The organism is Halosegnis marinus (assembly GCF_029338355.1).
Classification (GTDB): Archaea; Halobacteriota; Halobacteria; order Halobacteriales; family Haloarculaceae; genus Halosegnis; species Halosegnis marinus.
Window position 1 is genome coordinate 1,402,137 of sequence record NZ_CP119802.1, and the last position, 17,960, is coordinate 1,420,096.

General features: G+C 70.7%; 19 protein-coding genes and 1 tRNA gene. 14 read left to right on the forward strand and 6 right to left on the reverse strand.

All coding sequences use genetic code 11. From position 1 onward, the window contains the following. On the reverse strand, nucleotides 1-990 hold the full coding sequence (locus P2T37_RS07830) for a glutathione S-transferase family protein (protein ID WP_276233352.1): 990 nt from the start codon (nucleotides 988-990) through the stop codon (nucleotides 1-3). A 241-nt stretch (nucleotides 991-1,231) separates the two neighbouring features. Between P2T37_RS07830 and P2T37_RS07835 the strand changes: the two genes are divergently transcribed. The 3 genes from P2T37_RS07835 (at nucleotide 1,232) to P2T37_RS07845 (ending at nucleotide 3,306) form a co-directional block, all read left to right on the forward strand. Next, on the forward strand, nucleotides 1,232-1,765 hold the full coding sequence (locus P2T37_RS07835; protein WP_276233353.1) for a 50S ribosomal protein L16: 534 nt from the start codon (nucleotides 1,232-1,234) through the stop codon (nucleotides 1,763-1,765). A gap of 88 nt (nucleotides 1,766-1,853) precedes the next feature. Beyond that, entirely contained in the window at nucleotides 1,854-2,717 is an 864-nt protein-coding gene (locus tag P2T37_RS07840) for an ATP-grasp domain-containing protein (protein WP_276233354.1), read from the forward strand. A gap of 46 nt (nucleotides 2,718-2,763) precedes the next feature. Beyond that, nucleotides 2,764-3,306, forward strand: coding sequence for a CDP-2,3-bis-(O-geranylgeranyl)-sn-glycerol synthase (locus P2T37_RS07845; RefSeq protein ID WP_276233355.1), 543 nt, complete (start codon nucleotides 2,764-2,766; stop codon nucleotides 3,304-3,306). A gap of 175 nt (nucleotides 3,307-3,481) precedes the next feature. On the opposite strand, the gene P2T37_RS07850 is transcribed toward P2T37_RS07845, so the two are convergent. After that, nucleotides 3,482-4,021, reverse strand: coding sequence for a DedA family protein (locus P2T37_RS07850; protein WP_382211833.1), 540 nt, complete (start codon nucleotides 4,019-4,021; stop codon nucleotides 3,482-3,484). An 88-nt stretch (nucleotides 4,022-4,109) separates the two neighbouring features. Between P2T37_RS07850 and hemB the strand changes: the two genes are divergently transcribed. The 6 genes from hemB to pyrE all read left to right on the forward strand — a co-directional run bounded on the left by hemB (nucleotide 4,110) and on the right by pyrE (nucleotide 10,083). Beyond that, the gene (gene hemB, locus P2T37_RS07855; protein ID WP_276233356.1) at nucleotides 4,110-5,090 is read left to right on the forward strand and encodes a porphobilinogen synthase; all 981 of its coding nucleotides are present in this window, start codon (nucleotides 4,110-4,112) and stop codon (nucleotides 5,088-5,090) included. A 297-nt stretch (nucleotides 5,091-5,387) separates the two neighbouring features. Further along, a complete protein-coding gene (locus tag P2T37_RS07860; protein ID WP_276233357.1) occupies nucleotides 5,388-6,785 on the forward strand; it encodes an ammonium transporter in 1,398 nt (465 codons plus the stop codon). Next, nucleotides 6,782-7,141, forward strand: a complete 360-nt coding sequence (locus P2T37_RS07865) for a nitrogen regulatory protein GlnK1 (protein ID WP_276233358.1) — start codon at nucleotides 6,782-6,784, stop codon at nucleotides 7,139-7,141. Before P2T37_RS07860 ends, P2T37_RS07865 begins: the two co-directional genes overlap by 4 nt. 2 nt (nucleotides 7,142-7,143) lie before the next feature. Beyond that, complete coding sequence (locus tag P2T37_RS07870) at nucleotides 7,144-7,545, forward strand: Lrp/AsnC ligand binding domain-containing protein (RefSeq protein WP_276233359.1); 402 nt, start codon at nucleotides 7,144-7,146, stop codon at nucleotides 7,543-7,545. A 278-nt stretch (nucleotides 7,546-7,823) separates the two neighbouring features. Then, a complete protein-coding gene (locus P2T37_RS07875; RefSeq protein ID WP_276233360.1) occupies nucleotides 7,824-9,512 on the forward strand; it encodes an ammonium transporter in 1,689 nt (562 codons plus the stop codon). 52 nt (nucleotides 9,513-9,564) lie between these two features. Next, nucleotides 9,565-10,083 (forward strand): orotate phosphoribosyltransferase, encoded by a 519-nt coding sequence (gene pyrE, locus P2T37_RS07880; protein WP_382211162.1) that lies wholly within the window; start codon nucleotides 9,565-9,567, stop codon nucleotides 10,081-10,083. Nucleotides 10,084-10,700: 617 nt separating this feature from the next. Here pyrE and azf read toward each other — a convergent pair. After that, the gene (azf, locus tag P2T37_RS07885; RefSeq protein WP_276233362.1) at nucleotides 10,701-11,468 is read right to left on the reverse strand and encodes an NAD-dependent glucose-6-phosphate dehydrogenase Azf; all 768 of its coding nucleotides are present in this window, start codon (nucleotides 11,466-11,468) and stop codon (nucleotides 10,701-10,703) included. Nucleotides 11,469-11,535: 67 nt separating this feature from the next. On the opposite strand from azf, the gene P2T37_RS07890 reads away from it, so the two are divergent. The 3 genes from P2T37_RS07890 to P2T37_RS07900 all read left to right on the forward strand — a co-directional run bounded on the left by P2T37_RS07890 (nucleotide 11,536) and on the right by P2T37_RS07900 (nucleotide 13,409). Then, nucleotides 11,536-11,886, forward strand: coding sequence for a dihydroneopterin aldolase family protein (locus P2T37_RS07890; RefSeq protein ID WP_276233363.1), 351 nt, complete (start codon nucleotides 11,536-11,538; stop codon nucleotides 11,884-11,886). Nucleotides 11,887-11,911: 25 nt separating this feature from the next. After that, nucleotides 11,912-12,931 carry a DUF7544 domain-containing protein gene (locus P2T37_RS07895; RefSeq protein ID WP_276233364.1) on the forward strand — a complete coding sequence of 340 codons (1,020 nt, stop codon included), beginning with the start codon at nucleotides 11,912-11,914 and terminating at the stop codon, nucleotides 12,929-12,931. A gap of 64 nt (nucleotides 12,932-12,995) precedes the next feature. Continuing rightward, nucleotides 12,996-13,409: a DUF5790 family protein gene (locus P2T37_RS07900; protein ID WP_276233365.1), complete on the forward strand. Its 414-nt coding sequence runs from the start codon at nucleotides 12,996-12,998 to the stop codon at nucleotides 13,407-13,409. Between the two features lies 1 nt (nucleotide 13,410). On the opposite strand, the gene P2T37_RS07905 is transcribed toward P2T37_RS07900, so the two are convergent. Together P2T37_RS07905 and P2T37_RS07910 are read right to left on the reverse strand one after the other, a co-directional pair. After that, nucleotides 13,411-14,118, reverse strand: coding sequence for a creatininase family protein (locus P2T37_RS07905; RefSeq protein WP_276236161.1), 708 nt, complete (start codon nucleotides 14,116-14,118; stop codon nucleotides 13,411-13,413). Between the two features lie 253 nt (nucleotides 14,119-14,371). Then, a complete protein-coding gene (locus P2T37_RS07910) occupies nucleotides 14,372-15,811 on the reverse strand; it encodes a single-stranded DNA binding protein (protein WP_276233366.1) in 1,440 nt (479 codons plus the stop codon). 168 nt (nucleotides 15,812-15,979) lie between these two features. Here P2T37_RS07910 and P2T37_RS07915 point away from each other — a divergent pair. Further along, nucleotides 15,980-16,052 (forward strand) — tRNA-Arg (locus P2T37_RS07915). A 295-nt stretch (nucleotides 16,053-16,347) separates the two neighbouring features. Here the strand turns inward: P2T37_RS07915 and P2T37_RS07920 are convergent. Beyond that, a complete protein-coding gene (locus tag P2T37_RS07920; RefSeq protein ID WP_276233367.1) occupies nucleotides 16,348-17,613 on the reverse strand; it encodes an outer membrane protein assembly factor BamB family protein in 1,266 nt (421 codons plus the stop codon). 119 nt (nucleotides 17,614-17,732) lie between these two features. Here P2T37_RS07920 and P2T37_RS07925 point away from each other — a divergent pair, with 119 nt between their 5' ends. Next, the gene (locus P2T37_RS07925; RefSeq protein WP_276233368.1) at nucleotides 17,733-17,951 is read left to right on the forward strand and encodes a hypothetical protein; all 219 of its coding nucleotides are present in this window, start codon (nucleotides 17,733-17,735) and stop codon (nucleotides 17,949-17,951) included. The last annotated feature ends 9 nt before the right edge of the window (nucleotides 17,952-17,960 follow it).

Here is a 17,960-nt window from a genome sequence, read left to right on the forward strand (position 1 = left end):
CTACGCCTCGGGGAACAGCGCGGCCGGCGGCTCGCCCGGTAGGGCGTCCCGGTCGTGCGGGGCCGCGAAGTCGAGGTCCGGCCCGACGGCGACGAAGCCGGTGGGGTTGATGTCCGTGTGCGTGGTGTAGTAGTGCTCCTTGATGTGGGCCATGTTCACCGTCTTCGCCACGCCCGGCGTCGTGTAGATATCGCGAACGTACGGCCAGAGGTTGTCGTACTGCTCGATGAGCCGCTGGTTACACTTGAAGTGGGTGTGGTAGACGTTGTCGAACCGGACGAGCGTGGCGAACAGCCGCAGGTCCGCGAGCGTGAGGCGCTCGCCGTCGCCGACCATGTAGCGCTGGTCCGCGAGCACCTCGTCCCAGCGGTCGAGCGCGTCGAACAGTTCCCCGACCGCCCGCTCGTACGCCGCCTGCGTGCCCGCGAAGCCGGCGCGGTAGACGCCGTTGTTGATGGGGTCGTAGACGGCGTCGACGGCCTCGTCTATCTCGTCGCGGATGTCCTCGGGGTAGAGGTCCACGCCGTTCCCCTCGAACGCCGTCGCGAACGTGCGCATCACCTCGATGGACTCGTTGTTGACGATGGTCTCCGACTCGGTGTCCCACAACACGGGGACCGTCACGCGCCCGGTGTAGTTCGAGTCGGCCGCCAGATACGTCTCGCCGAGGTAGTCGAACCCGTTCACCGTGTCCGGGGTGCAGTCCTCCTTCTCCGGCGTGAACTGCCACCCCTTCTCGTCGCGATACGGGTCCACGATGTCCATCGACACCTGCTCCTCGAGCCCCATCAGCGAGCGCACCAGCGCCGCGCCGTGCGCCCACGGACACGCCCGCGAGATGTAGAGGTGGTAGCGGTCCGAGACCGCGGGGAACTCGTCGGTCCCGAGTTCGTCGCGGAACGACGTGGGCGAGCGGTCGAACTCGCCGTCCTCGTCGTTCATCTCGTAGGTGTCCGTCTTCCACTCGCCGTCCACGAACATGTTGACCATCGTGCCCGCGAGTACGGCGCGCGGCCGTATAGGGTTACAGGCGACACCGGTGTCACCCGGGGGTCGCGGGGTAACGGCGGCGCGTTCGCCCGGTGGAGACGGGTCCCGTCTCCTCGCTCGCGTGTCGCTCGCGGCGCCCGCTCCCGCTCGTATTCGAGGACCTGTGCTCGCTTCGCTCGCTCGCCCCTCGCCGCTCGCCTTCGAAGGCTTCATTAGCGTCGTTGGCCTCAACTACGGTAATATGAGCGACAAACCTGCCTCGATGTACCGGGACATCGACAAGCCGTCGTACACCCGGCGGGAGTACATCACGGGTATCCCCGGCTCGAAGATCGCCCAGCACAAGATGGGTCGCACCGAGAAGGACGAGGACGAGTACGAGGTCCAGATAAGCCTCGTCGTCGAGGAGGCCGTCCAGATCCGCCACGGCTCGCTGGAGGCGTCGCGCCTGTCCGCGAACCGCCGGATGCTGAAGGTGCTCGGCGAGGAGGGCGACTACAAGATGATCCTCCGGAAGTTCCCCCACCAGGTCATCCGGGAGAACAAGCAGGCGACCGGCGCGGGCGCCGACCGTGTCTCCGACGGGATGCGCCAGTCGTTCGGCAAGATCGTCGGCACCGCCGCCCGCATGGGCAAGGGCGAGCGCGTCTTCACCGCGTGGTGTCACCCCGAGGACGCCGACACCGTGAAGGACGCCTTCCGCCGCGCGTACAACAAGATCACCCCGCCGTGCCGCATCAAGGTCGAGCGCGGCGAGGAACTGCTCGTCTCCTAGAGCCCCGTTCTCCCGCTTTCTCCCGCCGCGCAGCGACGGCCCCGGGCCGAGCGCGGGCTTCATGTCCTCCCGGCACGCACCGGCGACCGTGAGCGAGACGCTTTGCCTCGCCGTCGCCACGGACGCCGAAACGCTGTCGCGCGTCCGCGGCCCCCTCGCCGAGCGCGGTATCGAGGCCGAACACGTGCCGACCTCGGAGCGGACGCTGTCGCTCGATGCCGACCTCGGCGACTTCGACGTGGGGTTCGTCTTCCCCTCCAGACTCATGGAGGGCGGCGTCGCCGACGCCCTGCTCGGGGTGCCGTGGGTGAACGGCCGCGAGGCGATACTGCGGTCGCGCAACAAGGCCGGGGCGCTCGCGCGCCTGTCGCGGGCCGGCGTTCCGACGCCCGACTCCGTCCTCGTCTCGAACCCCGTCGGCGAGGCCGACCTCCGCGAGGCGTGGACCCGGTTCGACCCGCCGGTCGTCGTGAAGCCCAACTCCACGACGCGCGGCACGGGCATCGCGAAGGCGGCGGACCTCGACTCGTTCCTCGGCATCGCGGACTACCTCGACCTGGTCCACGACTACCGCGCGACGGGCGACCGCTCGTACCTCGTCCAGGAGTACCTCCCGGACGCGCGCGACTACCGCGCGATGACCGTCGAGGGCGAGTACGTCGGTGCCGTCGAGCGCCGCCTCCCCGAGGACGCGCTCGCCGAGGGGCGGTGGAAACACAACGTCCACCGCGGCGCGGAGGCCGTCGGGGTCGACTTCGACGCCGACCTGCGCGCGCTCGCGGAGGACGCGGCCGCGGCGCTCGACGTGGACTGGCTGGGCGTCGATATCCTCGTCGCGGGCGACCGCGCCGTCGTCAACGAGACGAACGCCCGCCCCACGGTGGACACGGCGACGAAGTACGAACCGGGCTTCTACGACCGCCTCGCCGACCTGATCCGCGCGCGCGCCTGAGCCGTGGACCCCGGCGGTTTATGTGGCCGCCCGGCCGACTCCGGGCATGGTAGTCGAGACGGTCGCCGTCGCCGTGTGGACGATGCTGCCCGCGTACGTCCCCAACAACGCGGCGGTGCTCGTCGGCGGCGGGCCGCCCATCGACGGCGGGCGCACCTACGACGGGAAGCGCCTCCTCGGCGACGGCAAGACGTGGCGCGGGACGGCCGGCGGCACGCTCGCGGGCGTCCTCGTCGCGGTCGCGGCGAACCTCGCGGCCCCGGCCGTCGAAACCGCGACCGGCCTCGACCTCCCCTCGTTCCCCCTCCACGCGGCCGTCGCGCTGGCGTTCGGCGCGATGCTCGGCGACGTCCTCGCGTCGCTCCTCAAGCGCCGGACGGGCCGACGGCGCGGCGCGTCCTTCCCGCTGCTCGACCAGCTGGACTTCGTCGTCGTCGCGCTGGCGCTCGCCTTCCTCGTCGCGCCCGCGTGGGCTGGCGGGGTGTTCACGCTCCCCGTCGTCGTCGCGGTGCTCGTCGTCACGCCGGTGCTCCACCTGACGACGAACGCGGGGGCGTACCTGCTCGGGCTGAAGGAGGAGCCGTACTAACGCACCTTTCTCGACCGAGCGGTCTCCTCGCTCGCTTCGCTCGCCGCGGGGGCCGCTCGGTCGAAAAATCTGCACCGAAAAGAGCCGAGCCTCCGCTTCGCTCCGGCTCGGTGAACCGCCCGGTCGCTCGCCGCGCTCGCTCGCGGATGCGCTACCTCTACCGGCTGGTGGCCGTTCACGCGCCGCCGAGGAGGAACAGCGTCACGGCCGCGAGCAGACACTCGAACGAGAGCGTGCCGAGCGCCGACAGCGCGAGGAACCGGCGGTCGTCCATCTCCGCGAGACCGGCCGGCACGGTGAGCATCCCGCGGGTGAACAGCAGCGAGTTCGAGACGGGGACGACGACCGGACCCCAGCGGTCGAACCAGCCGTCGAAGCGCGCCAGTTTGTCGTCGTCGATGCGGAACCACCGCTTCGCGAGCAGGCGCTCGCGTCCCAGTCGCTTCGCGGCGGTGAACAGCGCGAACTGGCCGACCGTCGCGCCCAGAACCGCGACGCCGAGGACGAGCGCGAGGTCGACCGGGTCGGTTCCGACGAGGAGGACGGCCGCCGGAACGATACCCTCGCTCGGGACGAAGTAGAGCAGCATCGCCCCTTCGAGGAGGAACACTCCCAGCAGGACCAGCAGGGCGAACTCCGAGTCGAAGACGTCGCGGAGGACGGGGGTCGCCTCGTTCACGGCGTTCCGGAGGAACGCCCCGATATCGGCCTGCAGGGGTGACACGCGCGTCCGTTGCCGAGTGGCGGCTAAATCCCTTTCCGTGTAGCGACGCGGTTTTGTCGTCGCCGCCCCGAGCGCGGCTATGGACATCACCGACCGCCCGCGCCGCCTGCGCGCGGACGGCGTGCGCGACCTCGTCTCGGAGACGCGCCTCGCCCCCGCGGACTTCGTCGTCCCGGTGTTCGTGGACGCGACGACGGACGAGCGGGTCCCCATCGAGTCGATGCCGGGCCACGAGCGCGTGCCCGTCGACGAGGCGGTCGCCCGCGTCGAGGAGGTGCTCGAAACGGGCGTCGAGTCCGTGATGCTGTTCGGCATCCCCGAGTCGAAGGACGCCGAGGGGTCGCGCGCGTGGGCCGAGGACGGCGTCGTCCAGCGCGCCACGAGAGCGATCAAAGCCGAGACGGACGCGTACGTCATCGCGGACCTGTGTCTCTGTGAGTACACCGACCACGGCCACTGCGGCGTCCTCGAACCCGACGCGGCCGAGGACCCGGACCTCACCGTCCGCAACGACGCGACGCTGGAGCGGTACGCGGAGACGGCCCGCTCGCAGGCCGCCGCGGGCGCGGACATGATAGCGCCCTCGGGGATGATGGACGGGCAGGTCGCGGCCATCCGCGCGGGCCTCGACGAGGGCGGCTTCGAGCACGTCCCCATCATGGCCTACGCCGCCAAGTACGCCTCCGCGTTCTACGGGCCGTTCCGCGACGCGGCGGACGGTGCGCCCGCCTTCGGCGACCGCCGCCACTACCAGATGGACCCCGCGAACCGCCGCGAGGCGATGCGGGAGGTCCGCCTCGACGCCGAGCAGGGGGCGGACGCGCTCATGGTCAAGCCCGCGCTCCCCTACCTCGACGTGGTGCGCGACGTGCGCGAGTCGTTCGACCGCCCGGTGGCGGCCTACAACGTCTCCGGCGAGTACGCGATGCTCCACGCCGCCGCCGAGAAGGGGTGGCTGGACCTCGACGCCGCCGCCCGCGAGTCGCTGCTGTCCATCAAGCGCGCCGGCGCGGACCTGATCGTGACCTACTTCGGCGAGCGGGTCGCGCGCGACCTGTAGGCAAGAATTGTCGCGCGCACCCCGGTAGCACGCCGCTCTTCCCCCGCGACCCGCCGGACGTTCGTCCAGAATCCCGCGCCCCGAACGTCCGGTTTTCGGGCGAACGACGCCATTATATGCATTATATTGTTAGCCATTTCTGACGAACACGATATTATTCACTCGATACTGGACGGTTGTCTGCCAAGGAATTATATACTCCTCTGCCATGCCAACGCCCGTGTCCGAAATGACGAACACGAACTGTATCGGTCTGAATCTGACCGTTCGGGTAGTCAACGGGGGAATCGTATCGTGATGTACGAAGTGCTGGCGCAGGCGGACGTGGGGACGTTGGTCGACGCCGTCAACACGACGTGGGCGCTGACGGTCGCGTTCCTCATCTTCTTCATGCAGCCGGGGTTCGCCCTGCTCGAAGCCGGGCAGGTCCGCGCGAAGAACGTGGGGAACGTCCTGATGAAGAACATGACCGACTGGACGCTCGGCGTGCTGGCGTACTTCCTCGTCGGCTACGGGGTCGCCGGCATCGTCGGCCCGCTGACCAGCGGGCGCGCGATTCAGGACCCGTTCGCCTACATGGCCAACCCCGAGGGGTGGGTGACGTGGCTCGTGGGCGCGGTGTTCGCGATGACGGCGGCGACCATCGTCTCGGGGGCGGTCGCCGGTCGCATGAACTTCACCGCGTACGTCTTCGTGGCGGCCGTGATGACCGCGATCATCTACCCCGTCTCGGAGGGTATCACCTGGTGGGGCGGTCTGCTGGCGATAAACGAGGGCGCGCCCAACGGGTTCGTCGCGGACGCCATCGGCGTCGGCTACCTCGACTTCGCGGGGGCGACGGTCGTCCACATGCTCGGCGGCCTCGCGGGGCTCGTGGGCGCGTACATGGTCGGGCCGCGTGAGGGACGCTACGACGAGAACGGCAACAGCCAGGCCATCCCCGGCCACTCGATGCTGCTCGCGGTGCTGGGGACGCTCATCCTCGCGTTCGGCTGGTTCGGCTTCAACGTCGGTACCTCCTCCATCATGGGCGGCGACGGGGCCGTCCTGAGCGCCCAGCTGGGCCGCGTCGCGCTCAACACCACGCTCGGCATGGGCGCCGGCGGGGTCGCGGCGATGATCGTCTCCGCCGCGTGGCAGGGTAAGCCCGACCCGCTGTGGACCGCGAACGGCCTGCTGGCCGGCCTCGTGGCCGTCACGGGCGCGGTGCCGCACGTCTCGTGGGTCGGCGGCATCGTCCTCGGCGCGCTCGCCGGGGCGCTCGTCCTGCCGACGTTCCGCTGGGTCGTCGACTCGCTGAAGATCGACGACGTCTGCGGCGTCTTCGTCGTCCACGGGAGCGCGGGTGCCATCGGGACCATCCTGATCCCGGTGTTCTCGACCTCCGGCTTCTCCGCGACCCAGCTGGCGATGCAGGTCGTCGGCGTCGCGGTCATCGGCCTGTGGGCGGTCGTCGCCACGGCCGTCACCTTCGCCATCGCCGACGCGCTGTTCGGCCTGCGCGTCAGCGAGCAGGAGGAGGAGGAGGGGCTCGACCTCTCCGAACACGGCGTCTCGGCGTACCCCGAGTTCGTCGGCGAGAGCGGCGGTTCGAACGCGGGCGCGGTCACCACCGACGGCGGCCGCGTGGAGACGGACGGCGGCGTTCCGGTCGCGGACGACACCGCCGCGGCCAACGGGGGTGACGCCGAATGAGCGCGAACGACAGCGAGATCAAGATGGTGATGGCGTACATCCGGCCGGACAAGCTCTCGGCCGTGAAGAAGGGGCTGGCCGAGGCCGGCGCGCCGTCGCTGACGGTGACGAACGTGTCGGGCCGCGGCTCGCAGCCGGCGAAGAAGGGGCAGTGGCGCGGCGAGGAGTACTCCGTGGACCTCCACCAGAAGGTGAAGGTGGAGTGCGTCGTCGCCGACATCCCCGCCGAGGACGTGGCAGAGGCCATCTGCGAGGCCGCGAAGACCGACGAGAAGGGCGACGGGAAGGTGTTCGTCCTCCCCGTCGACGAGGCCTACCAGATCCGGACGGGGAAGGTCGGCCCCGAGGCAGTCTGACCGTGGTCGGGCCGTCGAGAAGTCGCTCGACGCCCGACGACGCTCCCGTCGGGCGCGCGGCGCTCGACGACGACTCGCTCGAACGCCGGGAGGCGGCCGGCGACGTGCTCGGCTACGCGCCGCTCGTCGACCACGACGCGCTCGACGCCCGCACCGTGCTGGTCCGCCTCCGGGTCGCGCCCGACGACGTGCACGCCGTCGCGGCCGACCTCGCGGCGGCGGGCGCGACCTCCGTCTTCGAACTGACGGGCGGGGCGAACCTGCTCGCGGTGTGCCGGTTCCCGGACGACGCCGGCCGCGAGCGGTTCCTCGCGGGGCTGGCGACCGACGACCGGGTGCGCGACGCGAGCGCGACCGTCGCGCTGCGCACCGTCGTCGAGGGGGACGCGCGGGGCCTGCTGTAGGCCGCGCGCGAGCCGTTACCACCCCGCTCGGCAACGCTTGCGCTGGACGCTCGTCCGACTTTCCACCCCGCGAGCGTCGCGTTTTCCGACGAAGAACGACCTTATACACGTAGTATTCTACCGTATTTCGGACGTTCGTCGGTTCCTCGCGCCTCTATTTCGTCGTTTTCAAGCGAACGCTTATATAGAACACATCCATCACCGCCGCTCGTACTTCGGAGTCAAACCATGGCGAAAACGAGCGAAAAACCGGACGAAACGGTAACGCGGGGGAAGAGATGAACGCGGTCGCGCTCCAGCTCGACCCGACGGCGGTCGTGGACGCGGTGAACTGGGTGTGGGTGCTCGTCGTCACCTTCCTCATCTTCTTCATGCACGCCGGCTTCGCGATGCTGGAGGCCGGGCAGGTGCGCTCGAAGAACGTCGCGAACCAGCTGACGAAGAACATGCTGACGTGGAGCGTCGGCGTCATCGTGTTCTTCCTGCTGGGCGCGACGGTGTCCTCGGTCGCGGCCGGCCTGACCGGCGGGCCCGATTACACCCTCTTCGCCGTCTTCGACGCGTCGAACGCGAGCGTCGCGGCCGACGGCGGCTGGGTGGACTGGCTGTTCGGCGCGGTGTTCGCGATGACGGCGGCGACCATCGTCTCGGGGGCGGTCGCCGGCCGCATGAAACTGCGCGCGTACGTCACCTACACCGTCGCCCTCGCGGGCGTCATCTACCCCGTCGTCGTCGGGCTGACGTGGGGCGAGGGGTTCCTCGAGGTGCTCGGCTTCACCGACTTCGCGGGCGGGATGATCGTCCACGGGATGGGCGGCATCGCGGGACTCACGGCCGCGTACATCGTCGGGCCGCGCATCGACCGCTACACCGACGACGGCGGCGTGAACGTCATCCCCGGCCACTCCGTCACCTTCGCCGTGCTGGGGACGCTCGTCCTCGCGTTCGGCTGGTACGGCTTCAACGTCGGGACGGCCGCCGCGCCGCTCGCGGCCGGCGGCGGCGAACTCGACTCCTTCGGCTACGTCGGCCGCGTCGCGCTCACCACGACGCTCGGGATGGCCGCGGGTGCGCTCGGCGCGAGCGCCGTCGCGATGTACAAGACCGGGAAGGTGGACACGCTGTACGTCGCCAACGGGATGCTCGCCGGCCTCGTCGGCATCACCTCGAACACCGACCTCATCACGTGGCCGGCCGCGCTGCTCATCGGCGGGCTAGCCGGGGCACAGCTCCCCGTCGTCTTCGAGTTCGTCGAGAAGCGCCTGAAGATAGACGACGTGTGCGCGGTGTTCCCCGTCCACGGGAGCGCGGGCGTGCTCGGCGCGCTGCTCGTCGCCGTCCCGTTCCTCACGGTGCCGGACGCGGGCGTCGACCCCGTCGCGCAGGTCGTCGGCGTCGCGGTCATCGCCGGCTGGACCGTCCTCGCGACGGGCGCCGTCTTCGGCGCGCTGAAGGCCGCCGGCCAGATCCGCGTCTCCCGCGAACACGAACTGGAGGGGCTGGACGTCTCCGAACACGGCGTCGACACCTACCCCGAGTTCGGCCGCCCGGACACGGTCGCGGACGGCGGCTTCGTCGAGGACGGCGGCGTCTACCGTCCCGACGGCGGTCTGCCGAACGACGGGGGCATCAAGCTCGTCATGGCGTTCATCCGCCCGGACCGCCTCTCCGCGGTGAAGCAGGGGCTCGCGGAGGCCGGCGCACCCTCCATCACCGTCACGAACGTCTCCGGACGGGGGTCCCAGCCGGCGAAGAAAGGCCAGTGGCGCGGCGAGGAGTACACCGTGGACCTCCACCAGAAGGTGAAGGTGGAGTGCGTCGTCGCCGACATTCCGGCCGACGACGTGGCCACGGCCATCGCGGACGCGGCCCGAACCGGCGAGAAGGGCGACGGGAAGGTGTTCGTCCTCCCCGTCGAGGGAGCCCACCAGATACGGACGGGCAAGACCGGCCGCGACGCGGTCTGAGCCGGCTCCCTCTTTCGGCGCGTTTATTCGACACCCCCGCCCAGCCGTGCGTATGACCGCAGACCTCGTCGCGGCGCTGCGCGACGCCGACGCCGTCCGGTTCGGGGAGTTCGAACTGTCGCACGGCGGCACCTCCGACTACTACGTCGACAAGTACCTCTTCGAGACGGACCCGCGCTGTCTCGAACTCATCGCCGACGCCTTCGCCGAGCGCGTCGGCGACCACAAGCTCGCGGGCGTCGCGCTCGGGGCCGTCCCGCTCGTCGCCGCCACCAGCGTCGCCACCGGCAACCCCTACGTCATCGTCCGCAAGAAGACGAAGGAGTACGGGACCGGGAACCGCGTCGAGGGCCGCTTCGAGGCGGGCGAGGAGGTCGTCGTGCTGGAGGACATCGCCACGACCGGGCAGTCCGCGGTGGACGCCGTCGAGGCGCTCCGGGAGGCCGGTGCCGTGGTGAATCGGGTGCTCGTCGTCGTGGACCGCGAGGAGGGCGCGAGCGAACTGATGGCCGAGCACGACATCGAACTGGAGTCGCTGCTGACTGCTTCCGACTTGTTGGAGAACCAGTAGCCCGTTCGTTTTCGGGTTTCGTTAGTCGCTTTCGGTGGGTACGCCGTGAACGCCCCGCTCGCGTCGTCGTCTCCGGCTACTGTTCCGGTCCGGCTACTGTTCCGGTCCGGCTACTGTTCCGGTCCGGCTACTGTTCCGGTCCGGCTACTGTTCCGGTCCGGCTACTGTTCCGGTCCGGCTACTGTTCCGGTCCGGCTACTGTTCCGGTCCGGCTACTGTTCCGGTCCGGCTACTGTTCCGGTCCGGCTACTGTTCCGGTCCGGCTACTGTTCCGGTCCGGCTACTGTTCCGGTCCGGCTACTGTTCCGGTCCGGCTACTGTTCCGGTCCGGCTACTGTTCCGGTCCGGCTACTGTTCCGGTCCGGCTACTGTTCCGGTCCGGCTACTGTTCCGGAAACGCCCCGCTCGCGCGGTTCTATGAGAACCGCACCGCGACCGAACCGCCCACACGCCTCCCCAGCCGACTCGCTCCGTTCGGTCGCTCGTCCCTCGCGCGACGCCGGCTCGCCACGACAGGCTCGCCGGCGCACGCCATCGCTCGCACTCGCGACTCCTGCCGATGAAGCCCGTGAAAACACCGTGGACCGCCTCGGGGAACGACGGGGTCGTTCGACGCCTCAGTTCCCGTCCGCGACCCGCTCGCGGCCGTCGAAGTCGGCGGAGTTGTCCATCGGCTCGTAGCCGAGCACCGCCTTCGCGCGCTCGATGGAGTAGTACTTCCGGTCGTTGTCCGAGATGCCGTAGACGATCTCGTACTCGTAGTCGGCCTCCAGCGTGCGGGCGTGGAGGTGGGCGCAGTCGCGATGGGAGAGCCACATCGCCTGCCCGCGCTCGTAGTCGACGGGCGGGTGCCCCTCGGTGAGGTTGCCGATGCGGACGTTACACACCTTGATGCCGTGTTCGTCGTGGTAGAAGCGGCCGAGCGTCTCGCCGGCGGCCTTCGAGACGCCGTAGAAGTTCCCCGGACGGGGGAGTTCCGTGCCGTCGAGGCGGAAGTCGTCGTCGGCGCGGTAGAGGTCGGGCTTGCGGTCCGTCTCGTAGTGGCCGACGGCGTGGTTCGAGGAGGCGAAGACGAACCGCTCCACGCCGGCCTCGACGGCGGCGTCGTACAGCACCTTCGTGCCGTCGATGTTGTTCGCGAGGACGGAGTCCCACGGCGCGTCCGGCCGGGGGTCGCCCGCGAGGTGGATGACGGCGCCGACGCCCTCGCAGGCCTCGGCCATCAGCTCCGCGTCGGTCACGTCGCCGACGAGGAACTCCGCGTCGGGCTCGGTCGCGGGCTGGCTGTGGTAGAGCAGTCGCCAGTCGTACTCGTCGGCGAGCCCGTCGAGAATCGCCCCGCCGACCCGCCCGCCGGCGCCGGTCAACAGCACGGGGTCGTCCATACCGACGGGTCGCACACGCGGGACAAGAAACGTCCGGTTCTTTCCCCCTCGGTGCGCACGTTCGTGTATGGACCCGACCGACCCGGAGGCCGCCTGCTTCGAGGCGGGCATCAAGTTCGGCTCGCTCTACCACCAGTTCGCGGGGACGCCCGTCTCCCCCGAGTCGACCGACTCTCTCGAACGCGCGATGGCCGAGGCCATCGAGAACCAGCCGTACTGCGAGTCCGTCACGGTCGAGATCCACGAGGAGCGGGTGCGCGACGCCATCGACCACGCCGAGGCGTACACCGAACTCACGGGCGCGCTGATGGACGTGGACATGACCGTCGACTACGACGGCGTCGTCGTGCACACGGAGATGCGGATGGCGGACGGCTACCCCCGAATGCGTGTCGTCGACGTGTCAGACAAGCGTTAAGCCCCCGTACGTTCATTCGACCGCCATGCCCCTCTCAGCGACGGAGCGTCTCGACGACGCCCTCGACGCGACGCTGGACCTCCTGACGCCGTTCGACGCCGGCCGCTGGCTCCGGCTCGCCGTCGTGGCCTTCTTCGTCGGCGGCCTCGGGGGGAGCGCCTCCGGCGGCGTGCAGGCGAGCGGCGGCGACCTCCTCGGCGGTCTCGGCGGCCTCGGGGGCGTCGTCGCCGACCTCGGGGGACGCGGCCTGAACATCGAACTCCTCGTCGTCGCGGCGGTCGCGCTGTTCGCCCTCCTGCTCGCGCTCGCCTTCCTCTACGTCGGGAGCGTGATGGAGTTCGTCCTCGTGGCCGCGCTGGAGCGGCGCGAGGTGTCCGTGCGCGAGCCGTTCGGCACGCACCGCGGGCGCGGCGCGCGACTGTTCGGCTTCCGCCTCGCGCTGTTCGCGCTCGTCGTCCTGCTCGTGGGCGGAGCCGTCGCGCTCGGCTTCGCCCTGCAGGGTCCCGGGCCGCGTCTGCTCGCGCTCCTGCTCGCCGTCCCCGTCGCGCTCGTCGTCGTCCCCGTCGTCCTGCTCGTCCACGGCCTGACGACGGTGTTCGTCGTCCCGGCGATGTACGCCGAGCGGTGCGGCGTGCTCGACGGCTGGCGACACGTCCTCCCCGACCTCCGCGCGAACCCGGGGGAGACGGCCGCGTACGTGCTGTTCTCCGTCGTCCTCTCGGCCATCGGCGCGACGACGATAGCCACCGTCGTCGGCATCATCGCCGCCGTCCTCGTCCTCCCGGTCGGCGCGCTCGGCCTCCTCGTCGGCGCGTTCACCGGGGGTATCGGCCTCGTGGTGCTCGCGCCGCTGTTCCTCGTCGTCGGCCTCGCCGTCGCGGCCGTCGCGGCCGTCCTCCGGGTGCCGGTGCTCGTCTACCTGCGCCACTACGCCCTGTTCGTCCTCGCGGACCTCTCGGACACCGACCTGCTCGCCGGCGCGCGCGAGGCGACGGGCGCGGCCCCGCCGGGGCTCGACGACGCGAACGACGCCGAGAGCGCCTGAGTCGTCGCGTTTCACTTCCGCTTTCGGGGTCGTTTATATAGTCCCGGGCGTCGAAGCCCGTGTCATGAGTCAGACGAGTTTCGACGACGAGGAACTGTTCGGCGAGGCGGCCTCCGAGATGCGCGAGACGGTGGAGTCGGCGCTCGCCGACGCCCGCGCCGCGCTCCCCACGGCCGACGCCGTCTGGGAGGTCGAGGCCGACAACACGCTCGGCGTCCTCAACTCCCTGAAGGGCGCGCTCGACACCGGCGACGCGGCCGCACAGCTCCGCGAGGCGAAGAAGCAGTTCGTCATCGGCCAGCGCGCCGACGCCTTCGAGGACGCCGACGACCTCGAAGCCGAGATAGCCGAACTGGAGGAACTGCTCGGCGACATCGAGGAGGCCCACGAGTCCGTCTCGGGGCTGGCCTCTACCCTCCCCGGCCTGCGCGGCGCGCTGGAGGACGCGGGCGAGGAGAGCGACGAGGACGAGGAGTAGCCTACCGCTCGGCCGTGGCGGCCGCCACGTTCGCCAGCGCCGCCGCCGCCTCCGCGAGCAGTTCCTCGCCCAGTTCCGCCGACGCCTCGTTCGGGTCGCCGATGTTGCCGGCCTCGGTGAACTCGTCGAAGTCGTAGGCGACGTTCGTCCCGTCGACGAAGACGCCGAACCGCTCGCCCATCCCCTCGCGCGCCTCGTCGAACCGCTCCTCGCGGACGAGGTCGGGGCGCAGATGCAGGACGAGCGAGGTCTCGACCGCGCCGCCGTGGCCCAGCGGCACGTCGGGCGCCACCACGTCGAACCACGTGAACGGAACCGCGTAGCCGTCGCCGTCGCGGGTGATTCGGCCACAGAGTTCACGGAGCGCGTCGGTGTTACCCCCGTGGCCGTTCACGACCACCACGCGCTCGACGGTGTCGCACAGCGACCGGACGGCGTCCCCGACGTACGCGCGGAAGGCGTCCTCGCTGACCCACATCGTCCCGTCGAACGCGCGGTGCTCCTCCGCGACCCCCACCGGGATGGCGGGCGCGACGACGGCCTCGCCGTCGTACGCCTCCGCGCCGGCCTCGGCGATGGCTTCCGCGGAGAGGGAGTCCACCCCGAGCGGCGCGTGCGGGCCGTGCTGTTCGGTGCTCCCGACGGGGAGGAAGGCGACATCGGCGTCGGCGTCGCGGGCGTCCGTCCACGACATCTCGGCGAGCTTCATGCCCGTGACGGCGGCCTCGGCGGGCAAGTAGCCGGCGGTCCGGGTCGTGGTCCCGCTCGTCCTCGTCGGGTGTCGCGTGAACGTCCCGCTCGCGCGGTTCTCGGGGAACCGCACCGCGACGGCACCGTGACCGCCCCGCCCACACGCTTTCCGAATCGACTCCTCCGTTCGCGTCGCTCCGGGTACCTCGCGCGTCGCCGGCACGTCACGAGCGGCTCGCAGGTGTGCGCCGAAAACGTCGGAAGCGGCCGACTCAGAACAGCTCCTCGGCGTGAAGCGTGCCGTCGCGCAGTTCGCCGCGGACGGTCACCTCCTGGCCGAGGCGGACCTCCTCGCTCGTCGCCACGGTCAGCGCCTCCTCGCCGTTGTCGAGCATCACCGGGTCGCCCGTCTGGACGACCGTGCCGGTGAACTCCCGCGTCTCGGCGGTCGCGGCGCTCGCGGTGCCGGCGGTCGCGCCGCCGGTGTCGGGGTCGGACCCGGTCGCGGCGTCGTCGCCCTCCGAGTCCCCGCCGGCGAACGCGCCGAGCCCCTGCTCGCCCGTGCCGTCGTCGGTGTCGGCGTCCACGTCGCCGCTCGCGCTCGTCGCGCCGTCGTCGAGCAGCGAGACGGTCGAGCGCCAGCCGGCGGAGGCTTCGAGGTCGTCCTGCCAGCCGTCCTGTATCTCCACGTCGGCACACAGCACCTCGTCGCCGGGGCCGATGTCCTTGTCCGCCTTGTCGCCCCACAGCGCGACGCGGATGTCGCCCGTGGCGTCCTGCACGCGGATGTTGCGCACCTGCCCCTCGGAGCCGTCGTCGCGGTCGAAGGTCCGCTTCGGGTCAGCCGAGCGGACGACGCCCGCGATATCGACCGTCTGGCCGATCTCGACGCTCCCGATGTCGGTCGTGTCCGGGACGTAGGTCACCTCCTCGTCTATCTCCTCGACGGCGCCGCGGTCCCCGACGTGGAGTTCGAGCGCGCCGTCGCGCTCGCGGACGTAGCCGTCGATGACCTCGACGGAGACGCCCTCCGACAGCTCCTCCGCGCGGTCGGCCTGCTCGTCCCACAGCGTGACGCGCACGCGGCCCGTCTCGTCGCCGAGCGTGAGGTTCGCCACCCGGCCCTCGGAGCCGTCGTCGCGCGAGAACGTCCGGACCTCGTCGGTACCGAGCACGCGCCCGACGAGGTTCACGTCCGACTGCCCGATGGTCAGCCCGTCGATGGACGAGGCGTCGCCGATCTCCACGTCCACGTCCGTCTCGTCGTCCCCCTCGACGCGGTCGGCGCTCACCTCCAGCCCGTTGTACCCCTCCTTCGGCCGGCCGGAGATGCGCAGCACCTGTCCGGCGGCCAGCTCCTCGACCGCCGCCGCGGCGTCGTCGTCCCACAGCGCCACCCGCACGCGGCCCGTCTCGTCCGCGACCTCGAGGTTGACGACCTGCCCGTCCTCGCCCTCGTCGCGCTCGAACGTCCGGAGTTCGCCCACCGACAGCACCTTCGCGACGAACTTCGCCTCCTCCATCCCGGGTTCGATGTCCGCGATGCCCTCGACCTCACCCTCCGTGAGCTCGTGGGCGATGAGCATCGCCGCGGTCTCCTCGTCCGCGAGGCCCCCCATCTGCTCCACCTTCGCCTCCACCGCCTCGCGGAACTCCTCCAGCGAGGGGTCGGGGTCGTCGAGGTCCTCGTAGACGTCCTCGATGTCGCTCATAGCTACCGATGGCATGGGAGCGTCCCGATTAAGGGTTGTCGTTGGTCGCTCTCTCGGGCGTCGTTGCGTGTCGGTCGCACGCCGTGGGTGGCCCCGCCATGCCACTTAACGCCTCGCCGCCCGCCGAACCGTAACCCCTTTACTCGACACCGGGGTACGGATAGGTGAGTCCTGGTAGGGTAGTGGACTATCCTCTTGGCTTGCGGAGCCAGGGACCGGAGTTCAAATCTCCGTCAGGACGTTTCTGCTGCGAACAATCCAGCGAGCACCGCGCAGCGTGTGCTCGCGCGTAGTGAGCGGCGAAACGCCGCGCGGAGATTTGAGCCAGCGAGTCGCAGCGCCCGAGCGGAGCGAGGGCGACCGTCTCGCCCAGTTCAAATCTCCGTCAGGACGTTCACTTCGTTCGTGACCTGACGAAGTCAGGTCACTCTCTCGTTCACGCCCTGACGTGGTCGTGTTCGCTGCGCTCACACGACCTCCGTCAGGACTCGCAACCGTTCTGTTTCCCCCCGAACACCGCGTTCGACTTCCCGTCGCTACTGCTTCCTGTCGTGCAGCAGCTGCGCCAGTCCGACCAGCCCCGCGGCGATGGTGACGAGGACGCTGACGACGGCGACGGCGCGGTCGAAGGCGAGGCCGCCGCCCCCGTTTCCGTCGTCCGACGCGGCCGTCGCGTCGGGCGCCTCCATCTCGTCCGGCGGTTCGCCGTGCGCGACGGTGACGCCGCGCTCGCGGTCCTGCACCACCAGCCGTTCGTCGGCGAGTGCCGCGCGGCCGAACCCCTCGCCGCGTCCCTCCAATCGCCAGTGTTCCGTCCCCGAATCGGCCTCGACGGCCACGAGCGTCGGCGTCCCGTCGGTCGTCCCCGAAAGGACGACCGAGACGCCGTGGGGCTCTATCTCGGCGACTGTGAGGCCGCCGGCCGGGGTCGCCGCGACGCCGAACGACCGCTCCGTCCGGCCCGAGGCGGGGTCGAGCGCGTCGGTTCCGTCCGGCCCCATCGCGTACAGCGACGACCCCGCGACCGCGAGGGCGTTCGTGCCCGTCTCTCGCGTCCACAGCGGCTCCCCGCGGTCGAGCGTCAGCGACGCGGTGGTCGTCGCGCCCCCGACGACGACCCCGTCCTCCCACACGGCGAGCGCGCGGACGCCGTCGCCCTCGCTCCGGGTATCCGTCCACAGCGGCTCGCCGGAGGCGGCGTCAACGGCCGCCACGGTCCGGCCGCGGCTCCCGACGACGACCCCCGCGCCCGCGACGGGCGGGACGGCCGCATCCCCGTCCGAGGCGTCGAGCGGCGCCCGCCACGCCTCCTCGCCCCCGGCGCCGACGGCCACGAGCGCGTCGCGCGTCTGCACGACCGTCCGGCCCGCGACCGCCGTCAGCCCCTCCACCGGCGCGCCGAGCGAGCGCTCCCAGACCGTCTCGCCGTCGCTCGCGCGCAGGCGGCGCAGGGTTCCCGTCTCGGTGCCGACGACCACGCCGTCCGCGTCGACGAGCAGTCCCGCCTCGGCGACGGTGTCGCCGACCGGCCGGGCCCACGCCGCGTCCCCGGTCTCCGCATCGACGGCCTTGACGACCCCGGCGGCGGGGACGTACACCGTCTCGTCGCCCGCGGCGGGCGCCTGCTGTGGCGACTCGGCGGGCAGTTCCCACAGTTCGACCCACTCGTCCGTGGAGGCCGCGGCGCGCCCGGCGAGGCCGACGCTGGCGACCGTGCCGACGCCGACCGCGGTCAGGAACGACCGCCGCGACGCGCTCGCCGCGAGCGCGCCCGGCGGGGTCGGTGACTCCCCCTCGTTCAACGGCCTGTCAGTATCGACCGCTGGTACATAAACGTGCCCGAAACGTCCGGGCTACGGCGCGCAACGGCCGAATCCGGGGCGGCCCACAGCGTCAAGTCGCCGGGCGCTGAACGCGGGGTATGCTGCTCCAAGCCGGAATCCCCGGCGGTATCGAACTGCTCGTCTTCAACGTGATCGTGGCCGCGCTCGTCGTCTACTTCACGTACAACGACGCGCGCACCCGCGGCGCGAACGCAGTGCTGTGGGCCGGCGTGATGGGGCTGGCCTCGCTGTTCCTCAACATCGTCGGGTTCCTGCTCGTGTTCGCGGTCTACTACGTCATCGTCGTGCGGGACTGACCGGGGATC